The organism is Mesorhizobium intechi, assembly GCF_002879535.1.
Classification (GTDB): Bacteria; Pseudomonadota; Alphaproteobacteria; order Rhizobiales; family Rhizobiaceae; genus Mesorhizobium; species Mesorhizobium intechi.
Window position 1 is genome coordinate 1 of record NZ_PNOT02000237.1, and the last position, 20,548, is coordinate 20,548.

The 20,548-nt window shown below is 63.9% G+C and carries 18 protein-coding genes; 9 read left to right on the forward strand and 9 right to left on the reverse strand.

Annotated features, from left to right (window positions below):
- Nucleotides 1-1,747: long-chain fatty acid--CoA ligase (locus C1D09_RS20680; RefSeq protein ID WP_246135820.1), on the forward strand; the 1,747-nt coding region annotated here is incomplete at its 5' end.
- Nucleotides 1,748-1,839: 92 nt separating this feature from the next.
- Nucleotides 1,840-2,508, forward strand: a complete 669-nt coding sequence (locus tag C1D09_RS20685) for a class I SAM-dependent methyltransferase (protein ID WP_143976079.1) — start codon at nt 1,840-1,842, stop codon at nt 2,506-2,508.
- On the opposite strand, the gene C1D09_RS20690 is transcribed toward C1D09_RS20685, so the two are convergent.
- Together C1D09_RS20690 and pgi are read right to left on the reverse strand one after the other, a co-directional pair.
- A complete protein-coding gene (locus C1D09_RS20690; RefSeq protein WP_143976080.1) occupies nt 2,492-3,214 on the reverse strand; it encodes an HAD family hydrolase in 723 nt (240 codons plus the stop codon). The genes C1D09_RS20685 and C1D09_RS20690 overlap by 17 nt on opposite strands.
- Nucleotides 3,215-3,219: 5 nt before the next feature.
- The gene (gene pgi / locus C1D09_RS20695) at nt 3,220-4,863 is read right to left on the reverse strand and encodes a glucose-6-phosphate isomerase (RefSeq protein ID WP_143976057.1); all 1,644 of its coding nucleotides are present in this window, start codon (nt 4,861-4,863) and stop codon (nt 3,220-3,222) included.
- Nucleotides 4,864-5,166: 303 nt separating this feature from the next.
- On the opposite strand from pgi, the gene pdxR reads away from it, so the two are divergent.
- Complete coding sequence (gene pdxR / locus C1D09_RS20700; protein ID WP_010913204.1) at nt 5,167-6,660, forward strand: MocR-like pyridoxine biosynthesis transcription factor PdxR; 1,494 nt, start codon at nt 5,167-5,169, stop codon at nt 6,658-6,660.
- A 192-nt stretch (nt 6,661-6,852) separates the two neighbouring features.
- A complete protein-coding gene (locus C1D09_RS20705; protein WP_143976058.1) occupies nt 6,853-8,442 on the forward strand; it encodes a trimethylamine methyltransferase family protein in 1,590 nt (529 codons plus the stop codon).
- A 37-nt stretch (nt 8,443-8,479) separates the two neighbouring features.
- Here the strand turns inward: C1D09_RS20705 and C1D09_RS20710 are convergent, their stop codons facing one another.
- The 4 genes from C1D09_RS20710 to C1D09_RS20725 all read right to left on the reverse strand — a co-directional run bounded on the left by C1D09_RS20710 (nt 8,480) and on the right by C1D09_RS20725 (nt 13,178).
- Nucleotides 8,480-8,878, reverse strand: coding sequence for a hypothetical protein (locus C1D09_RS20710; RefSeq protein ID WP_143976081.1), 399 nt, complete (start codon nt 8,876-8,878; stop codon nt 8,480-8,482).
- Between the two features lie 65 nt (nt 8,879-8,943).
- Nucleotides 8,944-10,335: a chromate efflux transporter gene (chrA, locus tag C1D09_RS20715; protein ID WP_143976059.1), complete on the reverse strand. Its 1,392-nt coding sequence runs from the start codon at nt 10,333-10,335 to the stop codon at nt 8,944-8,946.
- On the reverse strand, nt 10,332-11,150 hold the full coding sequence (locus tag C1D09_RS20720; protein ID WP_143976060.1) for a chromate resistance protein ChrB domain-containing protein: 819 nt from the start codon (nt 11,148-11,150) through the stop codon (nt 10,332-10,334). Before C1D09_RS20720 ends, chrA begins: the two co-directional genes overlap by 4 nt.
- Before the next feature lie 222 nt (nt 11,151-11,372).
- On the reverse strand, nt 11,373-13,178 hold the full coding sequence (locus tag C1D09_RS20725; RefSeq protein WP_143976061.1) for an IlvD/Edd family dehydratase: 1,806 nt from the start codon (nt 13,176-13,178) through the stop codon (nt 11,373-11,375).
- A gap of 148 nt (nt 13,179-13,326) precedes the next feature.
- Between C1D09_RS20725 and C1D09_RS20730 the strand changes: the two genes are divergently transcribed.
- Nucleotides 13,327-13,776 (forward strand): SRPBCC family protein, encoded by a 450-nt coding sequence (locus C1D09_RS20730; RefSeq protein ID WP_143976062.1) that lies wholly within the window; start codon nt 13,327-13,329, stop codon nt 13,774-13,776.
- A gap of 98 nt (nt 13,777-13,874) precedes the next feature.
- Here C1D09_RS20730 and C1D09_RS20735 read toward each other — a convergent pair whose 3' ends face one another.
- A complete protein-coding gene (locus C1D09_RS20735; protein WP_143976063.1) occupies nt 13,875-15,047 on the reverse strand; it encodes an Mrp/NBP35 family ATP-binding protein in 1,173 nt (390 codons plus the stop codon).
- 215 nt (nt 15,048-15,262) lie between these two features.
- Here C1D09_RS20735 and C1D09_RS20740 point away from each other — a divergent pair, with 215 nt between their 5' ends.
- The gene (locus C1D09_RS20740; RefSeq protein WP_143976064.1) at nt 15,263-15,640 is read left to right on the forward strand and encodes a VOC family protein; all 378 of its coding nucleotides are present in this window, start codon (nt 15,263-15,265) and stop codon (nt 15,638-15,640) included.
- Nucleotides 15,641-15,655: 15 nt separating this feature from the next.
- Here C1D09_RS20740 and C1D09_RS20745 read toward each other — a convergent pair whose 3' ends face one another.
- Entirely contained in the window at nt 15,656-16,660 is a 1,005-nt protein-coding gene (locus C1D09_RS20745; RefSeq protein WP_143976065.1) for an inorganic phosphate transporter, read from the reverse strand.
- Nucleotides 16,661-16,663: 3 nt separating this feature from the next.
- Nucleotides 16,664-17,305, reverse strand: a complete 642-nt coding sequence (locus C1D09_RS20750; protein WP_143976066.1) for a DUF47 domain-containing protein — start codon at nt 17,303-17,305, stop codon at nt 16,664-16,666.
- A 169-nt stretch (nt 17,306-17,474) separates the two neighbouring features.
- Between C1D09_RS20750 and C1D09_RS20755 the strand changes: the two genes are divergently transcribed.
- From C1D09_RS20755 to C1D09_RS20765, 3 genes are all read left to right on the forward strand, one after another.
- The gene (locus tag C1D09_RS20755) at nt 17,475-18,374 is read left to right on the forward strand and encodes a LysR family transcriptional regulator (protein ID WP_143976067.1); all 900 of its coding nucleotides are present in this window, start codon (nt 17,475-17,477) and stop codon (nt 18,372-18,374) included.
- Between the two features lie 135 nt (nt 18,375-18,509).
- Complete coding sequence (locus C1D09_RS20760) at nt 18,510-18,989, forward strand: formate dehydrogenase subunit gamma (RefSeq protein ID WP_143976068.1); 480 nt, start codon at nt 18,510-18,512, stop codon at nt 18,987-18,989.
- Nucleotides 18,986-20,542 (forward strand): formate dehydrogenase beta subunit, encoded by a 1,557-nt coding sequence (locus C1D09_RS20765; RefSeq protein WP_143976069.1) that lies wholly within the window; start codon nt 18,986-18,988, stop codon nt 20,540-20,542. Before C1D09_RS20760 ends, C1D09_RS20765 begins: the two co-directional genes overlap by 4 nt.
- Nucleotides 20,543-20,548 lie beyond the last annotated feature (6 nt).

Consider the following 20,548-nt stretch of genomic DNA (forward strand, 5'->3'; position numbering starts at 1 on the left):
CGCGGCGCCGCCATCGAAACCGGCGGGAGCTGACGCCAAGCGGTTACCGAGGGCGCTCACGGAACTTGCCGCCGGCCTGCCCGAAAAGCCTTGGCTCAAGAGCTATCCGAAAAATGTTCCGGCCGAGATCGGCGCGTTGCCTTACAGTTCGATCGGCGATTTCCTGGTCGCCGCCTGCAAGCAGTTTTCCGCCCAGCCGGCCTTCACCTGCATGGACAAGTCCATCAGCTACGCCGATGTCGAGCAGTTGTCGGCGGCCTTCGGTGCCTATCTGCAATCGAAGGGGCTGCAAAAGGGCGCGCGCGTCGCCATCATGATGCCTAACGTTCTGCAATATCCGGTGGCGATGATGGGCATCCTGCGCGCCGGATATGTCGTGGTAAACATCAATCCGCTTTACACGCCGCGCGAGCTGGAACACCAGCTCAAGGATTCGGGCGCGCAAGCCATCGTCATCCTGGAAAACTTCGCCAACACCTTGCAGGCGGTCATCGCCAGAACCGCCGTCAAGGACGTCGTGGTCGCGGCCATGGGCGACATGCTCGGCGGCCTCAAGGGCACGATCGTCAACTTGGTCGTGCGCCGCGTGAAGAAGATGGTGCCGGCATGGTCGCTGCCTGGGCATGTCAAGTTCAACGCGGCGATGAAGGCCGGCGCCGGGCTTGACTTCAAGCCGGCCAAGGTTGCGGCCGACGACGTCGCCTTCCTGCAGTATACGGGCGGCACCACGGGCGTGTCGAAGGGCGCCACGCTGCTGCACCGCAATGTGCTTTCCAATGTCGTGCAGAACGCGCAGTGGATGGAAGACGCCTATACGATCAAGCCGAAGCCGGCCCACCCGAACTTCATCTGCGCGCTGCCGCTCTATCATATCTTCGCGCTGACGGTGAACGCGCTGATGGGCATGCAGCAAGGCGCTCGCAACGTGCTCATTCCCAATCCGCGCGATATTCCGGGCTTCGTCAAGGAACTGGCAAAGTATCCGGTCCACATCTTTCCCGGCCTGAACACGCTGTTCAACGCGCTGCTCAATAATGAGGACTTCCGCAAACTAGACTTCAAGCCGCTGGTGCTGACACTTGGCGGTGGCATGGCGGTGCAGAAGGGCGTCGCCGAACGCTGGAAGACATTGACCGGCTGCCCTGTCACTGAAGGCTACGGCCTCTCGGAAACGTCCCCGGTGGCGACGGCCAACAAGTTCAGTTCCGGTGACTTCACCGGCACGATCGGCCTGCCGCTGCCCTCGACGGAAATCGCTATTCGCGACGATGACGGCAACAATTTGCCGCTCGGCGAGGTCGGCGAGATCTGCATCAGGGGACCGCAGGTGATGGCGGGCTACTGGAACCGGCCCGAAGAGACCGCCAAGGTGATGACCAAGGACGGCTACTTCAAGTCCGGCGACATGGGCTTCATGGACGAGCGCGGTTACACCAAGATCGTCGACCGCAAGAAAGATATGATCCTGGTCTCGGGCTTCAACGTCTATCCGAACGAACTCGAGGAGGTCGTGGCCATGCATCCGGGCGTTCTCGAAGTCGCGGCGATCGGCGTGCCGGACGAGCATTCGGGCGAAGTGCCGAAGCTGTTCATCGTCAAGAAGGATCCGGCCCTGACCGTGGAAGCCATCACCGCTTTTTGCCGCGAGAACCTGACCGGCTACAAACGGCCCAGATATATCGAGTTCAGGACCGAATTGCCGAAAACGCCGGTCGGCAAGATCCTGCGGCGGGCACTGCGCGCCTAGTGGGAGCAGATTCCGTCGGCGACGAGGCGCCGGGCAAGGATTTGCCAAGCCGCCGCCCGCGCTTCGACCCGGCGGACTTCATCAAGACGAACATGCGCCTTGTTCCTGTGCCGGCGCTCGCCGAAATCCGGCTCTACAGCGCCCACCCCGGCAGCGGGTTGAGACGGCTCGTCGATCCTGAAGACGATGCTGACGCGGACGGCGACGCGCCAGAACAGCAACCGCCTTACTGGGCCTATGCCTGGGCCGGCGGCGCGGTGCTGGCGCGCCACGTCCTCGACAATCCGATGACCGTGGCGGGCCGTCGCGTGCTAGACCTGGGGGCGGGTTCGGGCATTGTCGGCATTGCCGCCGCCAAGGCCGGCGCAGGCGAGGTGATCGCCGCCGAGATCGACCGCAACGGCGTTGCCGCTATCGGGCTCAACGCGCAGGCAAACGGCGTCGAGATCACGATCGTCCACCAGGATATCACCAGGGGTCCGCCGCCGGCCGTCGACCTCGTGCTTGCGGGCGATGTGTTCTACGGCCACGAAGTCGCTCTGCGTGTTATCCCGTTCCTCGATCGCTGTTTGGCAGCCGGCATCGAGGTGCTGGTCGGCGATCCCCGTCGCCATGACCTACCGCTGTCCCGGCTGCGACTGCTCGCCGAATATCAGGTGCCGGATTTCGGCGACGTGAAAGACGCCGCGCTGAAACCGAGCGGCGTCTTTCGTTTCGAGACCGCGCCCGCGCTGACGGGAGCGATTAAACCGTCTCCTTGACCCGCGTCGACAGGAAGTCCGGCAGGTCGGCGACGGAATCGAGGACCACGTCGGCAATGCCGGCCAGCGATTCGCGCGTGCCGGTGCCGGACAGCACGCCCACCGCCAGACCGCAGCCGCCGGCGCGCGCCATTTCGAGATCGTGGCGGTTGTCGCCAACCATGGCGACCTCCGCCGGCTTCAGGCCGGTGAGGTCGCAAAAGGCCAGGATGGTGTCGGGCGCGGGTTTGGGATTGGCGACCGCGTCGTAACCATAGGCGGCGTCGAACAGCTGGGCGACGCCCAGCGTGACCAGGGTCTTTTCCGCGCCGCTGGTGGAATCATTGGTGGCGACGCCAAGCCGGTAGGATTTCTTGTGCAGCACCGCCAAGGTGCCGACGATGCCCGGCAGCGCCACCGCCATCGCCGAGCCCTGCACCGAGGTGATCTCGTTGAAGCGGGCGACGGCCAGCATCTGGTCTTCGTCGGACAGACGCGGGAACCACAGCTCGACGACATCCATGTTGGTGCCCGAGGCAAAGATCGAATCCGGCTTGAAGCGCCGGTTGGCAAAATCGAAGCCGGCGGCCGCAAGCAGCCTGTCGGCCTTCCAGCGGTCGCCATCGGCGGCATCCATGGCCATGAAATCGGCCACGCCGAGCCAGGTCGCGTTGAAGTCGACAAGTGTCCCGTCCTTGTCGAACAATATACCCTTGATGTCTGCCAAATCAGTCACTCCGAACCGCGCAATTGGTGGATGCGTTCCACAAGGCCCCTGGTCGAGGCGTCCCGGTTTGCGGCGCTTTCCTTGCCTTCCACGACAGGCAGCAGGCCGGTCGCCAACTCCTTGCCGAGTTCGACGCCCCACTGGTCGAAGGAATTGATATTGAACAGCGTGCCCTCGACGAAGACGCGGTGCTCATAGAGCGCGATCAGCCGCCCGAAAGTGCGCGGGTCGAGCTTGCGATAGAGAATGGTCACCGAAGGCCGGTTGCCGGAGAAGACACGATGCGGCGCAATCTTGTCGACATCGGCCGGCTTCATGCCCTTGGCCAGCATCTGCGCGCGCGCCTCGTCCAGCGTGCGGCCCTTCATCAGCGCCTCCGACTGCGCCAAACAATTGGCGAGCAGCAGATCATGCTGATGCTTGAGCTCCGGCTCGTGGCCGACGGCCGCTGCAAGGAACTCGACCGGGATAAAGTCGGTGCCCTGGTGCAATAGCTGGAAGAAGGCGTGCTGGCCATTGGTGCCCGGCTCGCCCCAGACCAGCGGCCCGGTCGGTGTCGCCACGGGCGTGCCGTCGAGGGTGACGCCCTTGCCGTTCGATTCCATATCGAGCTGCTGCAGATAGGCCGGCAGCCGGGACAGGCGCTGGTCATAGGGGATGACCGCGCGGGCCGGATAGCCGCAGATGACGCGATGCCACCAGCCGACCAGACCGAGGAGCGCGGGCAGATTCCCGGCGAGAGGCGCGGTGCGGAAATGTTCGTCCATCTCATGCGCGCCCTCGAGGAAGGCGCGGAAATTCCTTGGACCGACGGCGATCATCACGGGCAGGCCGATGGCCCCCCAGACCGAATAGCGGCCGCCGACCCAGTCCCAGAAACCGAACACGCGGTCCTGCTCGATGCCGAACTTGGCCACCAGGTCGAGCGCCGTCGAAACGGCGGCGAAATGCTTGCCGACCGCCTGCTTGCCCAGCGCCTTCTGCACCCAGTCGCGCGCCGTCTGCGCGTTGGTCATCGTCTCGACCGTGGTGAAGGTCTTGGAGGCGATGATGAACAGCGTGGTTTCGGCCGTCAGGCCCTTCAGCGTGTCATGGATATGGGCGCCGTCGATGTTGGAGACATAATGCGCGCGCGGCCCGTCATGATAGGGCGCCAGCGCCAGCGTGGCCATGGCCGGGCCGAGGTCGGAGCCGCCAATGCCGATGTTGACGATGTCGGTGATCTTCTTGCCGGTGGCACCTAGCGCGTTGCCGGAGCGGATGGCATCGGCGAAGGCGCCCATCGCGTCGAGCACGGAAATGACGTCCGCCTTCACGTCCTGGCCGTCGACCGTGACACCCTTGCCGCTGAGATTGCGCAGAGCCGTGTGCAGCACTGCCCGGTCCTCGGTGATGTTGATCTTCTTGCCGGCGAACATGGCGGCGCGGCGACCCTCGAGATCGGCAGCAGCGGCGAGCTTTTCCAGCAGGTCCATGGTGACGGCATCGACGGCGCATTTCGACCAGTCGAGCAACAGGTCGCCGTCGGTGGCGGAGAACGTCTGGAAACGCTGTGGATCGGCGGCGAAGGCCTGGCGCATGCTGGCAGGTGCCGCGGTGCGATGATCGCGCAAGGCGGCGAGCTGTTTCTGGAAGGCTGACTTATCCAATGGCGGGGAGCTCCTGGCGTTTTTCGACTCACCTTATCAGACCGGATGTTTCCGGCGCGTGTCGTCGCGACAAACCTATTGAGCCGAATTCCGTGCGGTCAATACGCGGTGATGCCGCATCGCATCACGATGCGATGACACAATGTGTCGATCCGGGCGGCCGCAGAGCCCCATTTTGGTTGAAGGATCACTGGCATAAATCCCAAAGATCAGAAAAATTGATTGGCGCAACCCCTTGTGCCACCCATACACTCGACTGGTCCAGCCAAATGAAAATGGCTGGCCATCCGAGGAAGATTTCCCATGCCACAGCGCAACGACACGGCCATATGGTCCGGCCTGTTCCGGATTTCGGCCGAATCCGGCCAGACCCTGCAGGCGCAGATCCGCCAGGCCATCGTGGCCGCCATTCTCGACCGGCAGATCGCCGCCTCGATGCCGCTTCCCTCCTGCCGGATCCTGGCCGAGAAGCTGGGCGTCGCACGCGGAACGGTGGTGCTGGCCTTCCAGCAGCTCGTCGACCAGGGGTTCCTGGTGGCGCGCGAGCGGCGCGGCCACTTCGTCAATCCCGACGTACTGGCAACACCGGCCAAGCCGCACCAGAAGGCGCCCGACCAGGCCAATGAGATCGACTGGAAGGCCCGCCGGCAGATCGCCGCCAGCGACATGCCGCCGCCCGCCAAGCACGAGAACTGGATCAAGTCGTCCTACCCCTTCGTCTACGGCCAATTCGACCCGGCGCTGTTCCCGACCGCCGAGTGGCGCGAGTGCAACCGCATGGCGCTGGCGGTGCTCGAAATCCGCAACTGGGCGTCGGACATGGTCGACCGCGACGATCCGCTGCTGATCGAGCAGATCCAGGCGCGGCTGTTGCCCCGGCGCGGCATCTTCGCCAATCCCGACGAGATCATCGTCACGCTCGGCGCCCAGAACGCACTCTACATGCTGGCTTCGCTGCTGATGACCAAGGGCTCGAAGGTGGCGATGGAAGACCCCGGCTACCCCGACGCGCGCTCGATCTTCCGGCTTGCCGGCGCCGACATCCAGCCGGTGCCAGTCGACCAATCCGGCATCGTAACCTCTTCTATCCCCAATGATTCCGGCTTCGTCTTCGTCACGCCGAGCCATCATTGCCCGACCATGGTGCCGTTGTCGGCCGAGCGGCGACAGGATCTTCTGGCGCGTGCCAACCGGCACAACCAGATCATCATCGAGGACGGCTATGACAGCCAGCTTCTCGACGAGGCGCCGCAGCAGGCGCTGAAGAGCCTCGATCGGTCCGGTCGCGTCGTCTATGTCGGCTCTATGTCGAAGACGCTGGCTCCGGGCCTGCGGCTTGGCTACATCGTGGCCTCCGCCGGCCTGATCTCGGAGCTGAGGGCACTGCGCCGCTTCATGCTGCGCCACCCACCGGCCAACAACCAGCGTGCCGTGGCGCTCTTCCTGTCGCTCGGCCATCACGAGGCGTTGGTGCGGCGTCTGTCGAGCGCCTTCGACGAACGGCGCAAACGTCTGGTCCATGCGATTTCCGCTTTCCTGCCGGAATGGCGCTCGACCGACTCGGCTGGCGGCACGTCGCTCTGGCTCGAAGGCCCGCGCGGCACCGATTCCCGCGGTTTGGCCGAGGCCGCGGCCTCGCGCAGCGTTATCATCGAGCCGGGAGACCGCTTCTTCGACCGCACCGAAAAGCCTTCGCGGTTCATGCGGTTGGGCATTTCCTCGATCGCGCTGCAGCACATCGAGCCAGGCATCCGGGAACTGGCCACCGCCGCCGGACGCAGGCCCGCCGCCGCCTGATCCACTTATCCGATCCTTTGAAGCGGGGCCGCCCGATCGCGGCCCCGCTTGCTTTAGCGCTGGCATATGCAACCAGACCGGCTGGCTCATGGTCTGTGCCAATGCCGGCGGCATAGTCGTGGCACAAAGGGGAAGAAGCAGCCGATGGTGGACCAACCGCCGCCCTGTTTCCGAGAAAGGTGGAGTGCCTCCATGTCAGTGGTTCTTGAAAAGCAGGAAGCGGCGGCGGATCAGCGCTCGCGCCGCTCCGGTGGACGCGAAGCGCGCCGCGCGATGCGGGCAGCGCCGCTCGCCGACGACATCAGGCCGGTGCGCGCCGGCCTTGAGGGCGGCAGCTACGGACCGTTGCGCGGCAACGACCAGGAGCGCATCCACGAGGCGGTGCTGACGCTGCTGGAGACGGTCGGTTTCGCCAATGCCATCCCCTCCTGCATCGATGCGCTGACCAAGGCCGGCGCCACCTATGGCAATGACGGCCGGATCCGTTTCCCGCGCTCTCTGGTGCTCGACACCATCAAAAAAGCGGCACGCAATTTCACCTTGCACGGCCAGGACCCGAAACACGACATGGTGATCCAGGGCAAGCGCGTGCACTACGGCACGGCCGGCGCCGCCGTCCATCTGGTCGATGTCGAGAAGCGCGAATACCGCGAGTCGCTGCTGCAGGATATCTATGACGCCGCCCGCATCGTCGACGGGCTCGACAACATCCATTTCTTCCAGCGGCCGATGGTGCCGCGCGACATTCCCGATCCGCTCGAGATGGACTTCAACACGCTCTATGCCTGCGTGATGGGAACGTCCAAGCATGTCGGCACCTCGTTCACGGTGCGCGAGAACGTGCAGCCGGCGCTGGAAATGCTCTATGCCATTGCCGGCGGCGAGGAGAATTTCCGCGCCCGGCCGTTCGTGTCGAACTCGAACTGCTTCGTCGTGCCGCCGATGAAATTCGCCGAGGACGCCTGCGGCGTGCTCGAGGCCTGCGTCGAAGGCGGCATCCCGATCCTGCTTTTGTCGGCCGGCCAGGCCGGCGCGACCGCTCCGGCGGCGATTGCGGGTGCCGTCGTGCAGGCCGTGGCCGAAGTGCTGGCAGGCCTGGTCTATGTCAACGCCATCAAGCCGGGGCATCCAGCAATCTTCGGCACCTGGCCGTTCGTGTCGGACCTGCGGACCGGCGCCATGTCGGGCGGCTCGGCCGAACAGGCGGTGCTGACCGCGGCTTGTGCGCAGATGGCGCAGTTCTACGATCTGCCGGGCGGTTCGGCCGCCGGCATGACGGATTCGAAACTGCCCGACATCCAGTCCGGCTACGAAAAGGGCATCACCGACGTGATGGCCGGCTTGGCCGGACTCAACCTCGTCTATGAGTCGGCCGGCATGCATGCCTCGCTGCTCGGCTTCTGCCTGGAAAGCCTGATCATCGACAATGACATGCTCGGCCATTGCCTGCGCTGCGTGCGCGGCATCGAGGTGACCGACGAAGCGCTGTCGATCGACACCATCGCCGAAGTTTGCCTGAATGGACCGGGGCACTATCTCGGCAACGAGCAGACGCTGCGGCTGATGCAGACGGAATATTTCTACCCGGCCGTCGGCGACCGCTTTTCGCCGAAGGAATGGAACGAGAAGGGCCGTCCCGACATATTGCAGCGCGCGATCATCGAGAAGAAGCGCATCCTTGCCGAGCGCTTCCCGCGCCATGTACCAAAACTGCTCGACGACAAACTGCGCGCCCGGTTCGGCGACATGATCAAGCTGCCGCGCGCCAATATGGGTGGATAGCCGGTTTGCGGGCCGGCATTATCGCCTGATCAATGCCCTAGTCGACGCCCAGCCCGTAGCGCTCGACGACCTCGGCATTGATCAGCTTGGCGTGCAGAGCCATCAGCACGATCTGAGCATCGAAACTGTCGCCGGCTTCCACCGCGGCCTCGATCCGGCGTTCGACGTCCTGCCGCTGTTGCAGGCCATGCGAGCTTTCGAAGGTTTCCGGACCGGCGATGCAATAGCTGAACAGCCGCGCGACGTCCGGATAGGCCCGCGGCGGCGGCTCGTCGGGCCAGCGATCCTTCATCAGATTGACGATCGTGAGCTTCACGCCCTCCGGCACGAGGGCGGGATGCAAATCCGCGCCGCGCAAGGCGGTATCAAGCTGCCTCAGATCGCCCGAGCGTCCGAACATGCCGAGAAAGCCGAGGGAGGAGCGTCGTTGCGCCATCATCTTCCAGTCCGTTTGCAACCAGTTAAGTCGTGCGCAAGCGGAATACAAAGGCAGGCGAACATCTAGCCGCCCACCGCCAGCAGCAAGACACCGGCAAGGGCCGATCCGGCGAGCGTCGGCAGCATGCCTATCTTCAGCTTCAGGATGGCGATCATCGCGGCCAATGAAAGCAGCGCGGCACGCCAGTCGATCGACGAAAGCACCGGCAGATTCATGCCGAGGCTCATTGCGTGCACTTCACGGAAAACGACGTGCAAGGCAAACCACAAAGCGAGATTCATGATGACGCCGACGACGGCGGCGGTGATCGCGCCGAGCGCCGCCGACAAGGCCCTGTTGCCGCGCAAGGCCTCGATATAGGGAGCGCCAAGGAATATCCAGAAGAAGCACGGCGTGAAGGTCGCCCACAAGGTCAGCAGCGCTCCGAGCGATCCGGCGAGCAATGGGTTGAGTGCCCCGGAGTGACGAAACGCGGCGATGAAACCGACAAACTGCAACACCAGGATGAGTGGGCCAGGCGTCGTTTCGGCAAGCCCAAGCCCATCAACCATTTCACCGGGAGACAGCCAGCCGAAGGACTGGACGGCTGCCTGGGCGACATAGGCCAGCACCGCATAGGCGCCACCGAAAGTGACGACCGCCATCAGGCTGAAGAACCGGCCTATCTCGGTCCACACACTGGCAGAGCCGGTGAACCACCAGATGAGAAGAAGCGGCCCGAGCCAGATCGGCAGCCAGATCGCAACAGTGCGCGGCGCGTGCCATCTGGTCGGTCTGACATGGTTCAGTTCGCCGCGCTCGAACATCAGGTCGACCGCTCCCTTGGTGTCGGGACCATCATCTTTGCCATGCGCCGAACCTGAGAAGAGGCCGGGGGCGAGGCGGTCTCCCAGCCATCCTGTCAGGCCGGCGAGCAGGATGATCAGCGGGAACGGCACATTCAACGCGTATATAGCGATGAAGGCCGCGACCGCGATCGACACCATGGCCGGGTTTTTCAGTGCGCGCCGTCCGATGCGGATCACCGCCTCGATGACGATGGCAAGCACCGCGGCCTTCACCCCGAGGAAAAGCGCCTCGACGAGCGGCATGTCGCCATAGAGCACGTAGAGGCTGCTCAGGATCAGCATGACGAGCGCGCCGGGCACGACGAACAGGATGCCGGCGACAAGACCGCCAATCGTCCTGTGCAGCAGCCAGCCGATATAGATGGCGAGTTGCTGGGCTTCCGGGCCAGGCAACAGCATGCAGTAGTTCAGCGCATGCAGGAAGCGCTGTTCGCCGATCCAGCGCCTTTCCTCGACCAATTCCCTGTGCATCAGGGCGATCTGCCCGGCCGGCCCGCCAAAGCTGAGCAGTCCGATCTTCGCCCAGACCTTGACGGCTTCGGCGAAGGGCGGCACAGCCGGCGCCTCGACGTTCCCGGACCTGCGGGCAGGCGTAACGGCGCTCATGACGGTTTACCCCCGCTCGGCCAGTTGTGGGTTTCCTCGGTGGCGTCGCGGCACCAGCGGAAGAACGCATCGTAGAGCAGCATGCCTGCTTCCAGTTGTTCCAGATCGTCGCGAAACATCCGCGACAGGCCAAGCGAGGCAGCCAGAAAGCCGGCCGCCTGGGGCACCAGATCGAGCGTTGCGGTGTCGGCCGCGCGCACGATGGCGGCGAGGCGGTCGAGTGCCTTGGATTCCAGCCCGAATTCCTCGATCATCGTATCGAAGGTGCAGCGCTCACCACGATGGCTCCAAAACACATCGTCTATGTCGAAAGGCACGGCGTTAAAACGGTCTGCGACAGCAGGCACCTCGGCCGCCTCGACAAACAGGAAGACCGCATGAGGATCGACGAAACGCCGGATCAGCCAGGGGCAGGCAATGCGGTCGACCTTCGGGCGTGCCCGCGTCACCCACACGGTGCGGCCCTTTTCGTCGCGCGGCGGCAATTTGTCGGTGCTGATCAAGAGCTCGTCCGCCTCGCGCCAGGCTTCGAAACCGCCTTCAAGGGATTCGGCGGGAATCCCCTCATGACGCAGCCATGCGGCGACACCTTGCGAGAGCTTCCGGCCTTTCTGGCATACGACCACGACGGCCTTGCCGGCAAAATCGGGCGCCCAGGCCGAAACGGTTTTGAAGTCACGCCGGATCGAGGCCGGCAGCAGGCGCGGATCGGCGTCGAAATCCTCATCGATACGAACATCGATGATTGCCGGGGCTCCCGGCAGGCCGACCAGACGGGACAGTTGCGATACAGTGATTGCGGTTGTTGACGGCATGGCGTCCACCTCCTGATAGAGAAGCCTGGACGCGAACGTTGGGCTGACGCCTCACGGGGTCGTCGCGATGCACCCCTTGGCCACAATGGTGGATTTGTTGGGAGCGCTTGTCAAGGATCGTGACCGATCTCGACCGGGACGAACCACCCTGAGCGCAAAACGATGGCGGCCCGTTTGACCAGGCCGCCGTCGATGCAGCGTCAGTGATTGTCCCCGGACCAATCAGTGATTGTCCCTGGGCACGCCCCTGGTGTGAGCGACATCCTGGTATTTCACCGCCGGCTTCAGCACCATGCCATGGTCGAACTGGTCGACCATGCCGCGCTGAATTTCCTGCCATGGCGTCTGGTGCTGCGGATAGTGGTAGCCGCCATTGCCCTGCAGCGCCGCGCGCCGCTTGGCGATCTCTTCGTCGCTGACCAGAATGTTGGCGGTGCCCTTGTTCAGGTCGATGCGGACGCGGTCGCCTGTCTTGAGCAGCGCCAGTCCGCCGCCGATGGCGGCTTCCGGCGAGGCGTTGAGGATCGACGGCGAACCCGACGTGCCCGACTGGCGGCCGTCGCCGATGCAGGCCAACGCATGGATGCCCTTCTTGATGAGGTAGGCCGGCGGCTGCATGTTGACGACCTCGGCACCGCCGGGATAGCCGACCGGGCCGGCGCCGCGCATGAACAGGATCGTGTGTTCGTCGATGCCTTGCGCCGGGTCGTCGATGCGGGCGTGGTAATCCTCGGGGCCGTCAAAGACGATGGCGTTGCCTTCGAAGGCTTCCGGGTCCTTCGGGTTGGAGAGGTAGCGCTCGCGGAATTCCGGCGAAATGCCGCTGGTCTTCATGATCGCCGAATCGAACAGATTGCCGCTGAGGTTGATGAAGCCGGCATTGACCTTCAGCGGCTTGTCGACGCTGCGGATCACGTCGGCATTTTCGACCGCCGCCGCCTTGCAATTGTCGCCGATCGACTTGCCATTGGCGGTCAGGGCATCGGGATGCGGCAGCAGCCCGCCCTTCATCAGCTCGGCCACAACGGCCGGCACGCCGCCGGCGTGATGATAATCCTCGCCGAGATACTCGCCCGTCGGCTGCAGATTGACGAGGAGCGGCACGTTGAGCCCGATCTTCTGCCAGTCGTCATTGTCGAGCGGCACGCCGAGATGGCGGGCAATGGCGTTGAGATGGATCGGCGCATTGGTCGAGCCGCCGATCGCGGAATTGACGACGATGGCATTCTCGAACGCCTTGCGCGTCATGATGTCCGACGGCTTCAAATCCTCATGCACCATGTCGACGATGCGCTTGCCCGTCTCGTAGGCGATCTGCCCGCGCTCGCGGTAAGGGGCCGGGATGGCGGCCGAGCCCGGCAACTGCATGCCGAGCGCCTCGGCCAGCGAATTCATCGTGGTGGCGGTGCCCATCGTGTTGCAGTAGCCGGTGGAGGGTGCCGAGGAGGCGACGATGTCCATGAACTCGTCATAGTCGATCTCGCCGGCCGACAGGCGCTGGCGCGATTCCCAGACGATGGTGCCGGAGCCGGTGCGCTTGCCCTTGTGCCAGCCGTTGAGCATCGGGCCGACCGACAGCGCGATGGCCGGGATGTTGACGGTGGCCGCCGCCATGAGCAGCGCCGGCGTCGTCTTGTCGCAACCGATGGTCAGCACGACGCCGTCGAGCGGGTAGCCGTAGAGCACCTCGACGAGGCCGAGATAGGCAAGGTTGCGGTCAAGGGCCGCGGTCGGGCGCTTGCCGGTCTCCTGGATCGGATGGCACGGGAATTCGAAGGGAATGCCGCCCATCGAGACGATGCCTTCGCGCACGCGCTTGGCGAGCTCGATATGGTGTCGGTTGCAGGGCGACAGATCCGAGCCCGTCTGGGCGATGCCGATCAATGGCTTGCCCGACATCAGTTCGGCACGCGTCAGCCCGTAATTCAGGTAGCGCTCGAGATAGAGCGCCGTCATGCCGGGGTTGTCGGGGTTGTCGAACCACTCCTGAGAGCGGAATTTCTTCTTCTTGGTGGGGGCGCCGGCCATCACGGTCTCCGTATTTGTATGACAAATCGATATGACAACGCGTCAATGCAAGCAAGGGGCACGCGCGTTCCCAACCCGCACTTTGGTGCGATAGACACAACAGCGCCCCTGCGCTAGGGCTTCGACCATTGTTTCCGGGAGGTTCTTGATGGCTTTGGTGATCGAAGGCGAGGAACGCATTGCCGCACCCCTGCAAAAAGTCTGGGAAGCGCTGAACGATCCCGAGGTTTTGAAGGCGACCATTCCCGGCTGCCAAAGCCTCGACATGAAGTCGCCGACCGAGATGGCCGCGACGGTTGTGCTGAGGATCGGGCCCATCAAGGCGACCTTCAACGGCGAAGTGACGCTGAAAAACCTCAAGCCGCCGCATTCCTACACCATCCAGGGCGAAGGCAAGGGCGGCATTGCCGGCTTCGCCAAGGGCGGCGCCGACGTGACGCTGAGCGAGGACGGGCCGGATGCCACGGTGCTCAAATACGCGGCCAAGGCCGATGTCGGCGGCAAGATTGCCCAGCTCGGCAGCCGGCTGATCGAGTCCACCTCGAAGAAACTGGCCGGGCAGTTCTTTTCGAGTTTCGGCGAGAAGGTCAGCGGCTGACCCTCCCGCCAGGGCAATGCCAGGAAAAGTGTGACACGGTTTTCCCGGCAAAAGCGCGTAGCCCTTCGCTTGGGAATTGCGTCAAAACCAAATAGAGGTCACTCGAAGACGATGCTCGGCACGGCCGCTTCGGCCGCGCCGCGTTCTTCGTTGACCCTGTCCCAGACCTTGGCGGCGATGTCGCGATAGGTTTTCGCTTCGGCGCCATCGGGCTTCGAGACAACCACCGGCGCACCGGCATCCGAGCTTTCGCGGATGCCCATTTCCAGCGGCACTTCGCCGAGGAAGGTGACGCCGAGGCGTTCGGCCTCGCGGCGCGCGCCGCCATGGCCGAAAATGTCGTAGCGCTTGCCGGTATCGGGCGCGATGAAATAGCTCATGTTCTCGACGATGCCGAGCAGCGGTACGTCGACCTTCTTGAACATGTTCAGCCCCTTGCGGGCATCGATCAGCGCCAGGTCCTGCGGCGTCGAGACGATGACGGCGCCGGCCAACGGCACCTGCTGCGCCATGGTCAGCTGCGCGTCGCCGGTTCCGGGCGGCATGTCGACGACAAGCACGTCGAGCCGGCCCCATTCGACCTCGCGCAGCATCTGCGTCAGCGCCGACATCACCATCGGCCCGCGCCAGATCATCGGCGTTTCCTCATCGACGAGGAAGCCCATCGACATCACCTTGAGGCCGTAATTCTCCATCGGCTTTAGGATCTTGCCGTCCACCGTCTGTGGCCGGCCATGGATGTTGAGCAGCTTCGGCATGGACGGGCCGTAGATGTCGGCATCGAGCACGCCGACCCGCAAGCCGTTGGCAGCAAGGCCAAGCGCCAGATTGACGGCGGTGGTCGACTTGCCGACGCCGCCCTTGCCGGAAGCAACCGCGATGATCGCCTCGATACCGGGCACGCCGCGCTTGCCCGAACCGTGCGACGCGGGAGCATGCGGCGCGGGGCGCGGGGCGGCAGCCGCGGGTGGTACCGGTCTGGCCACGGGGCGCGCTGGCACCGGCGCTTCCATCCCGCCGCCTTTCTTCTCCGCGGTCAATGCCACCACGGCGCCGGCAACCCCTGGAATTGCCTTGACCACGCGCTCCGCGGCGGCGCGCAGCGGTTCCATTTCCTGCGCCCTGGCGGCGGGAACGGTGATCGAGAAGAAGACTTTCGAATCGGCGATGAATATCTCGGAAACCATGCCGAGATCGACGATGTTGCCGGTGAAGTCCGGCCCGTTGACCGTCTTCAGGCGCTCGGTGACGATTTCCTTGGTGACGGACATGATCTTTCCTCGGCGTTCGGCAATGCAGATAGTGCAGTTTCCAGCGAGAACCAAGCCGTGACGCAAAGGCTTGCCCGGTGTGCCACGGAAAACGACCGATGCTGTCGGATTTTTGCCGCACGAGGCTTCGGGCCGATTGCCGATGGCCAAACGGACCGCGTGCCCTATTTGGTCTGCCTGACGCGAGGACACGACAATCCAGTAAGGAGACGGTCATGCTCGAAAACAGCAACGCAACGGCCAATCTGGCCGTCAAGGACCTGGCGAAGGCAAAGGCCTTCTATGAGGGCACGCTGGGCCTCAGGCAGGTCGACGATATGGGCGGCGAGCTTGTCGTCTACAAAAGCGGCGACACGCTCATCAATGTCTACCATTCCCAATTCGCGGGAACCAACAAGGCGACGGCGGTGACGTGGACGGTGGGCGACCAGATCGAGACTGTCGTCAAATCATTGAAATCGAAAGGTGTTGTCTTCGAGCATTACGAAATGCCCGGCCTGACGATCAAGGATGACATCCATGTCGGCCAAGGCATGAAGGTCGCATGGTTCAAGGACCCGGACGGCAACATCCTGAACCTCGTCGACAAATAGCGTCGTCACTCCGCGTCAGCCCGCCAGGTTGGTGACGAAATAAGTGAGAGCTGAAATCGCCGCCGTCGCCGGCAAGGTGACGATCCAGGCAATGACGATGTTTCCGGCGATGCCCCAGCGTACCGCCGAGACGCGGCGGGCGGCACCGACGCCGATGATGGCGCCGGTAATCGTATGCGTGGTCGATACGGGAACGCCGAGCCAGGTGGCGGCGAACAGCGTGATGGCGCCGCCGGTTTCGGCGCAGAAGCCTTGCATCGGATTGAGCCGGGTGATCTTCGAACCCATTGTGTGGACGATCCGCCAGCCGCCAAGCAGCGTGCCAAGCGCCAGCGCCGACTGGCAGGTCAGGACGACCCACAGCGGCACGTAGAACTTTTCGCCGAGTATGCCTTGCGAATAAAGCAGCACGGCGATGATGCCCATGGTCTTCTGCGCATCGTTGCCGCCATGGCCGAGCGAATAGAGCGAGGCGGAAAAGAACTGCAGGACGCGAAAGGTGCTGTCGACGGCGAACGGCGTCTGGCGCACGAACAGCCACGAAACCACCAGGATCAGGACGAGCGCCAGGACAAAACCGGTGGCCGGCGAGAGCACGATCGCGGCGACCGTCTTGCCAAGTCCCGACCAGACGACGGCACCGATGCCGCCCTTCGCAACACCGGCACCGACCAGCCCCCCGATCAGCGCGTGCGAACTGCTCGAGGGGATGCCGGCGATCCAGGTGACGATGTTCCAGACGATGGCGCCGACGAGGGCCGAGAAGATCACCGCCGGCGTGACGATGCTGACGTCGACTATGCCTTTCCCCACGGTCTCGGCGACATGAAGGCCGAAGAACATGAAGGCGATGAAGTTGAAGAAGGCCGCCCAGAGCACTGCATATTGCGGTCTGAGCACGCGTGTGGAGACGATGGTGGCGATGGAGTTGGCGGCATCGTGCAGGCCGTTGAGAAAATCGAAGAACAGCGCGACGGCGACGAGGCCGGCCAGCAGGGGGAAAGCGATCGCGGCATCCATCGTCTAGACGTTCTCGATGACGATGCCGCTGATCTCGTTGGCGACGTCCTCGAAACGGTCGACCACCTTCTCCAACTGGCCGTAGATCTCGCTGCCGATCAGATAGGCCATCGCGTCACCGCGGCCATGGCGCCTGAACAGATCCTTCAGGCCCTGCTCATGCAAATCGTCGGCCCGGCCTTCGGCGCGCATCACCTCCTCGGCAAGGGCGTTGAGGCGTGCGCTGTTGGCACCGACCTTGGCAAGCAGCGGGATTGCTTCCGCGACCAGCCGGGCGGCGTCGACGATGACGGCGCCCATTTCCTGCATCAGCGGATCGAACTCCCGCTTCTCGAACAGCCTCACCGTCTTGACGGTCTTGTGCATCATGTCGATGGCGTCATCCATCGACTGGATCAGATCCTTGATGTCGCCGCGATCGAAAGGCGTTATGAAGGAACGCCGCACCGCAAGCAGGACTTCCGCGGTGATATGATCGGCCTCGTCCTCGAGATCGACGATCTTCTGGCACCACCGATCGATGTCCTTGCCCTGAAGCAGCTGCTGCAGCGCTTCCGCGCCGCCGACCACCGTGCGGGAATGCCGCTCGAACAGCTCGAAGAAACGATCTTCGCGCGGCAGCAGCTTGCGGAACCAGCCCAGCATGTCAGTCTCCCATCGCGCCCGGTTCACGACCGTTTCATTGACATAGCGCCGCACGACGCCGCGGGAAACAGTAAGCCGGCTGAAAGATGTGGATGCGAAACGATTACGCACGGCGCTTGCGGCAAAGGCGAATTTCCCCGAGCCTGCGCATGACGACCGGAAGGATGGCATGATCGACAAACTCGAATTCTTCATCGCATTGGCCAAGGAAGAGCATTTCGGCCGGGCGGCGGAGGCCTGTGGGGTCACCCAGCCGACCTTGTCGGCCGGTATCAAGCAATTGGAGGGGCAACTCGGCGTCATGCTGGTCAATCGCGGGTCGCGGTTCCAGGGGCTGACGCCGGAAGGCAAGCAGGTGCTTGTCTGGGCGCGCCGCATCGTCGGTGATTCAAGGAGCATGCGCGAGGAGATGCGCGCGGCGCGCCACGGCCTTTCCGGACGCATCCGCATCGCCGCCATCCCGACCGCACTCGCCATGGTGGCGCGGCTGACGACGCCGTTTCGCGAAAAGCATCCGGGCGTCACCTTCTCGGTGCTGTCGCGCACCTCGATCGAAGTCTTGTCGCTGCTCGGCAATTTCGACATCGACGCAGGCATCACCTATCTCGACAACGAGCCGCTCGGGCGGGTAACCAGCGTGCCGCTGTATGACGAGCGCTATCAACTGATCACGGCGGTCGGAAACCCCTATTCCGACCGCGACAAAGTGACATGGGCCGAGATCAGCCGGCTGCCGCTGTGCCTGCTGACGCCGGACATGCAGAACCGCCGCATCATCGACCAGCATCTGGCCGAGGCCGGCGTGCAGGTACGGCCGACGCTCGAATCCAACTCGATGATCGTGCTGTTCTCGCACATCCACACCGGCAAATGGTCGTCGGTCATGCCGCTCAACCTTGCGGAAACATTCGGCTTTTCAGAGCCGATCCGGGCCATTCCGATCGTCGAGCCCGACGCCAGCCACACGGTCGGCCTGGTGGCCGCGCCACGCGAGCCACACACACCGCTGGTGCAGGCGCTGCTGGACGAGGCAATGGCGCTGGCAGACGATTTCCGCGCCCATCGCTAGGGTAGAGAATGGCGGCTGACAGTGCTTGATAGAAGATTTCTATCAAGCGACGGATCAGCTTTATTGATTTCGCTGGTTTCCTCTGTTTTTGTAACGACTTAGCGCCAGAGCGCTACCGACCAGGGAGGGCGCTGCGTGACGATGCAGCCTGCAAGTACCGAGATCGCATCGCGCACGGCGGCGATTATCCAGGAGATGAAGGGCCTTGAAGGCCCATTGCTGCCGATCCTGCACGAAATCCAGGAAGAGTTCGGCCATGTGCCGCAGGCGGCACTGCCGGTAATCGCCGATGGGCTGAATCTGTCCAGGGCCGAGGTTCACGGCGTCGTCACCTTCTACCATGATTTCCGTGCCCGGCCGGCCGGGCGGCATGTCCTCAAGCTGTGCCAGGCGGAAGCCTGCCAGTCGATGGGCTCGGATGCCGTCGCCGCCAAGATCAAACAGCTGCTGGGCATCGGTTTCCACGAGACCAGCCGCGACGGATCGGTTACACTTGAGCCGGTCTATTGCCTCGGGCTTTGCGCCTGTTCGCCGTCGGCGATGCTCGACGGCGAGGTGATCGGGCGGCTCGATGACGAGAAGATCGACGAGATCCTTGCCGAGGTGCGCTCATGATCCCCCGCATCTACATTCCCGGCGATTCCGGCTCGTTGGCGCTCGGCGCCGAGAAGGTCGCCAAGGCCATTCGCGCGGAACTCGCAGAGCGTGGCATCGAGGCCAAGATCGTCCGCAACGGCTCGCGGGGCGCCTATTTCCTCGAGCCGATGGTCGAAGTGGCGACCGCCAACGGCCGCGTCGCCTACGGGCCGGTCAAGCCTGCCGACGTCAAGAGCCTGTTCGACAGCGGCTTTCTCACGGGTGGCCACCACAAGCGCTGGCTCGGCGCGCCCGACAAGATCCCGTTCCTGGCCAAGCAGACCCGGCTGACCTTTGCCCGCTGCGGCATCAACGACCCGCTGTCGCTCGACGCCTACAAATCGCTTGGCGGACTCAAGGGTTTGCAGAACGCCGTGGCCATGGCGCCGGCCGACATTGTCAAGCAGGTTACGGACTCGGGCCTGCGCGGCCGCGGCGGCGCCGGCTTCCCGACCGGCATCAAGTGGAAGACGGTGCTGGATACGACGTCCGAGCGCAAATACATCGTCTGCAACGCCGATGAGGGCGACAGCGCGACTTTCGCCGACCGCATGATCATGGAGGGCGACCCCTTCGTGCTGATCGAGGGCATGACGATCGCCGGCATCGCCACCGGAGCGACCAAGGGTTTTGTCTATATCCGCTCGGAATATCCGCATGCGGTGGCGACAATGAACAAGGCCGTCGAAATCGCCCGCAAGGCCGGCGTCCTCGGCGTCAATGTGCTGGGTTCGCCCAACGCCTTCGACATGGAAATCCGCGTCGGCGCCGGCGCCTATGTCTGCGGCGAGGAAACTTCGCTGTTGAACAGCCTCGAAGGCAAGCGCGGCGTGGTGCGCGCCAAGCCGCCGCTGCCGGCCATCCAGGGATTGTTCGGCAAGCCGACGGTGATCAACAACGTCATCAGCCTGGCCTCGGTGCCGATCATCATGGACAAGGGTGCGGCCTTCTACAAGGATTTCGGCATGGGCCGCTCGCGCGGCACGATCCCGATCCAGATCGCCGGCAATGTCAGGAATGGCGGCCTGTTCGAGACCGCCTTCGGCCTGACGCTCGGCGAGATCGTCGACGACATCGGTGGCGGCACGGCCACCGGCCGTCCGGTGAAGGCAGTACAGGTCGGCGGCCCGCTCGGCGCCTATTTCCCGCGCGCCCTGTTCGACACGCCGTTCGACTATGAAGAATTCGCCAAACGCGACGGGCTGATCGGCCATGCCGGTATCACCGTGTTCGACGACACGGCCGACATGCTGAAGCAGGCGCGCTTTGCCATGGAGTTCTGCGCCATCGAAAGCTGCGGCAAGTGCACGCCCTGCCGCATCGGCTCGACGCGCGGCATCGAGACCATCGACAGGCTTGCCGCCGGGATCGAGCCGGAAAAGAATCTCGCTTTGGTCACCGACCTCTGCAACACGATGAAGTTCGGGTCGCTGTGCGCGCTGGGCGGCTTCACGCCCTACCCGGTGATGAGTTCGATCACGCATTTCCCCGAAGATTTCAAGCCCGCGCCGGCGCGCGTGGCTGCTGAGTAGGAGCTG

Bases quoted from the DNA above. Each gene is read 5' to 3' on its own strand.
- C1D09_RS20685 (WP_143976079.1), top strand. From the start codon at position 1,840: ATGCGCCTTGTTCCTGTGCCGGCGCTCGCCGAAATCCGGCTCTACAGC.
- pdxR (WP_010913204.1), top strand. From the start codon at position 5,167: ATGCCACAGCGCAACGACACGGCCATATGGTCCGGCCTGTTCCGGATT.
- C1D09_RS20705 (WP_143976058.1), top strand. From the start codon at position 6,853: ATGTCAGTGGTTCTTGAAAAGCAGGAAGCGGCGGCGGATCAGCGCTCG.
- C1D09_RS20710 (WP_143976081.1), bottom strand. From the start codon at position 8,878: ATGGCGCAACGACGCTCCTCCCTCGGCTTTCTCGGCATGTTCGGACGC.
- chrA (WP_143976059.1), bottom strand. From the start codon at position 10,335: ATGAGCGCCGTTACGCCTGCCCGCAGGTCCGGGAACGTCGAGGCGCCG.
- C1D09_RS20720 (WP_143976060.1), bottom strand. From the start codon at position 11,150: ATGCCGTCAACAACCGCAATCACTGTATCGCAACTGTCCCGTCTGGTC.
- C1D09_RS20725 (WP_143976061.1), bottom strand. From the start codon at position 13,178: ATGGCCGGCGCCCCCACCAAGAAGAAGAAATTCCGCTCTCAGGAGTGG.
- C1D09_RS20730 (WP_143976062.1), top strand. From the start codon at position 13,327: ATGGCTTTGGTGATCGAAGGCGAGGAACGCATTGCCGCACCCCTGCAA.
- C1D09_RS20735 (WP_143976063.1), bottom strand. From the start codon at position 15,047: ATGTCCGTCACCAAGGAAATCGTCACCGAGCGCCTGAAGACGGTCAAC.
- C1D09_RS20740 (WP_143976064.1), top strand. From the start codon at position 15,263: ATGCTCGAAAACAGCAACGCAACGGCCAATCTGGCCGTCAAGGACCTG.
- C1D09_RS20745 (WP_143976065.1), bottom strand. From the start codon at position 16,660: ATGGATGCCGCGATCGCTTTCCCCCTGCTGGCCGGCCTCGTCGCCGTC.
- C1D09_RS20750 (WP_143976066.1), bottom strand. From the start codon at position 17,305: ATGCTGGGCTGGTTCCGCAAGCTGCTGCCGCGCGAAGATCGTTTCTTC.
- C1D09_RS20755 (WP_143976067.1), top strand. From the start codon at position 17,475: ATGATCGACAAACTCGAATTCTTCATCGCATTGGCCAAGGAAGAGCAT.
- C1D09_RS20765 (WP_143976069.1), top strand. From the start codon at position 18,986: ATGATCCCCCGCATCTACATTCCCGGCGATTCCGGCTCGTTGGCGCTC.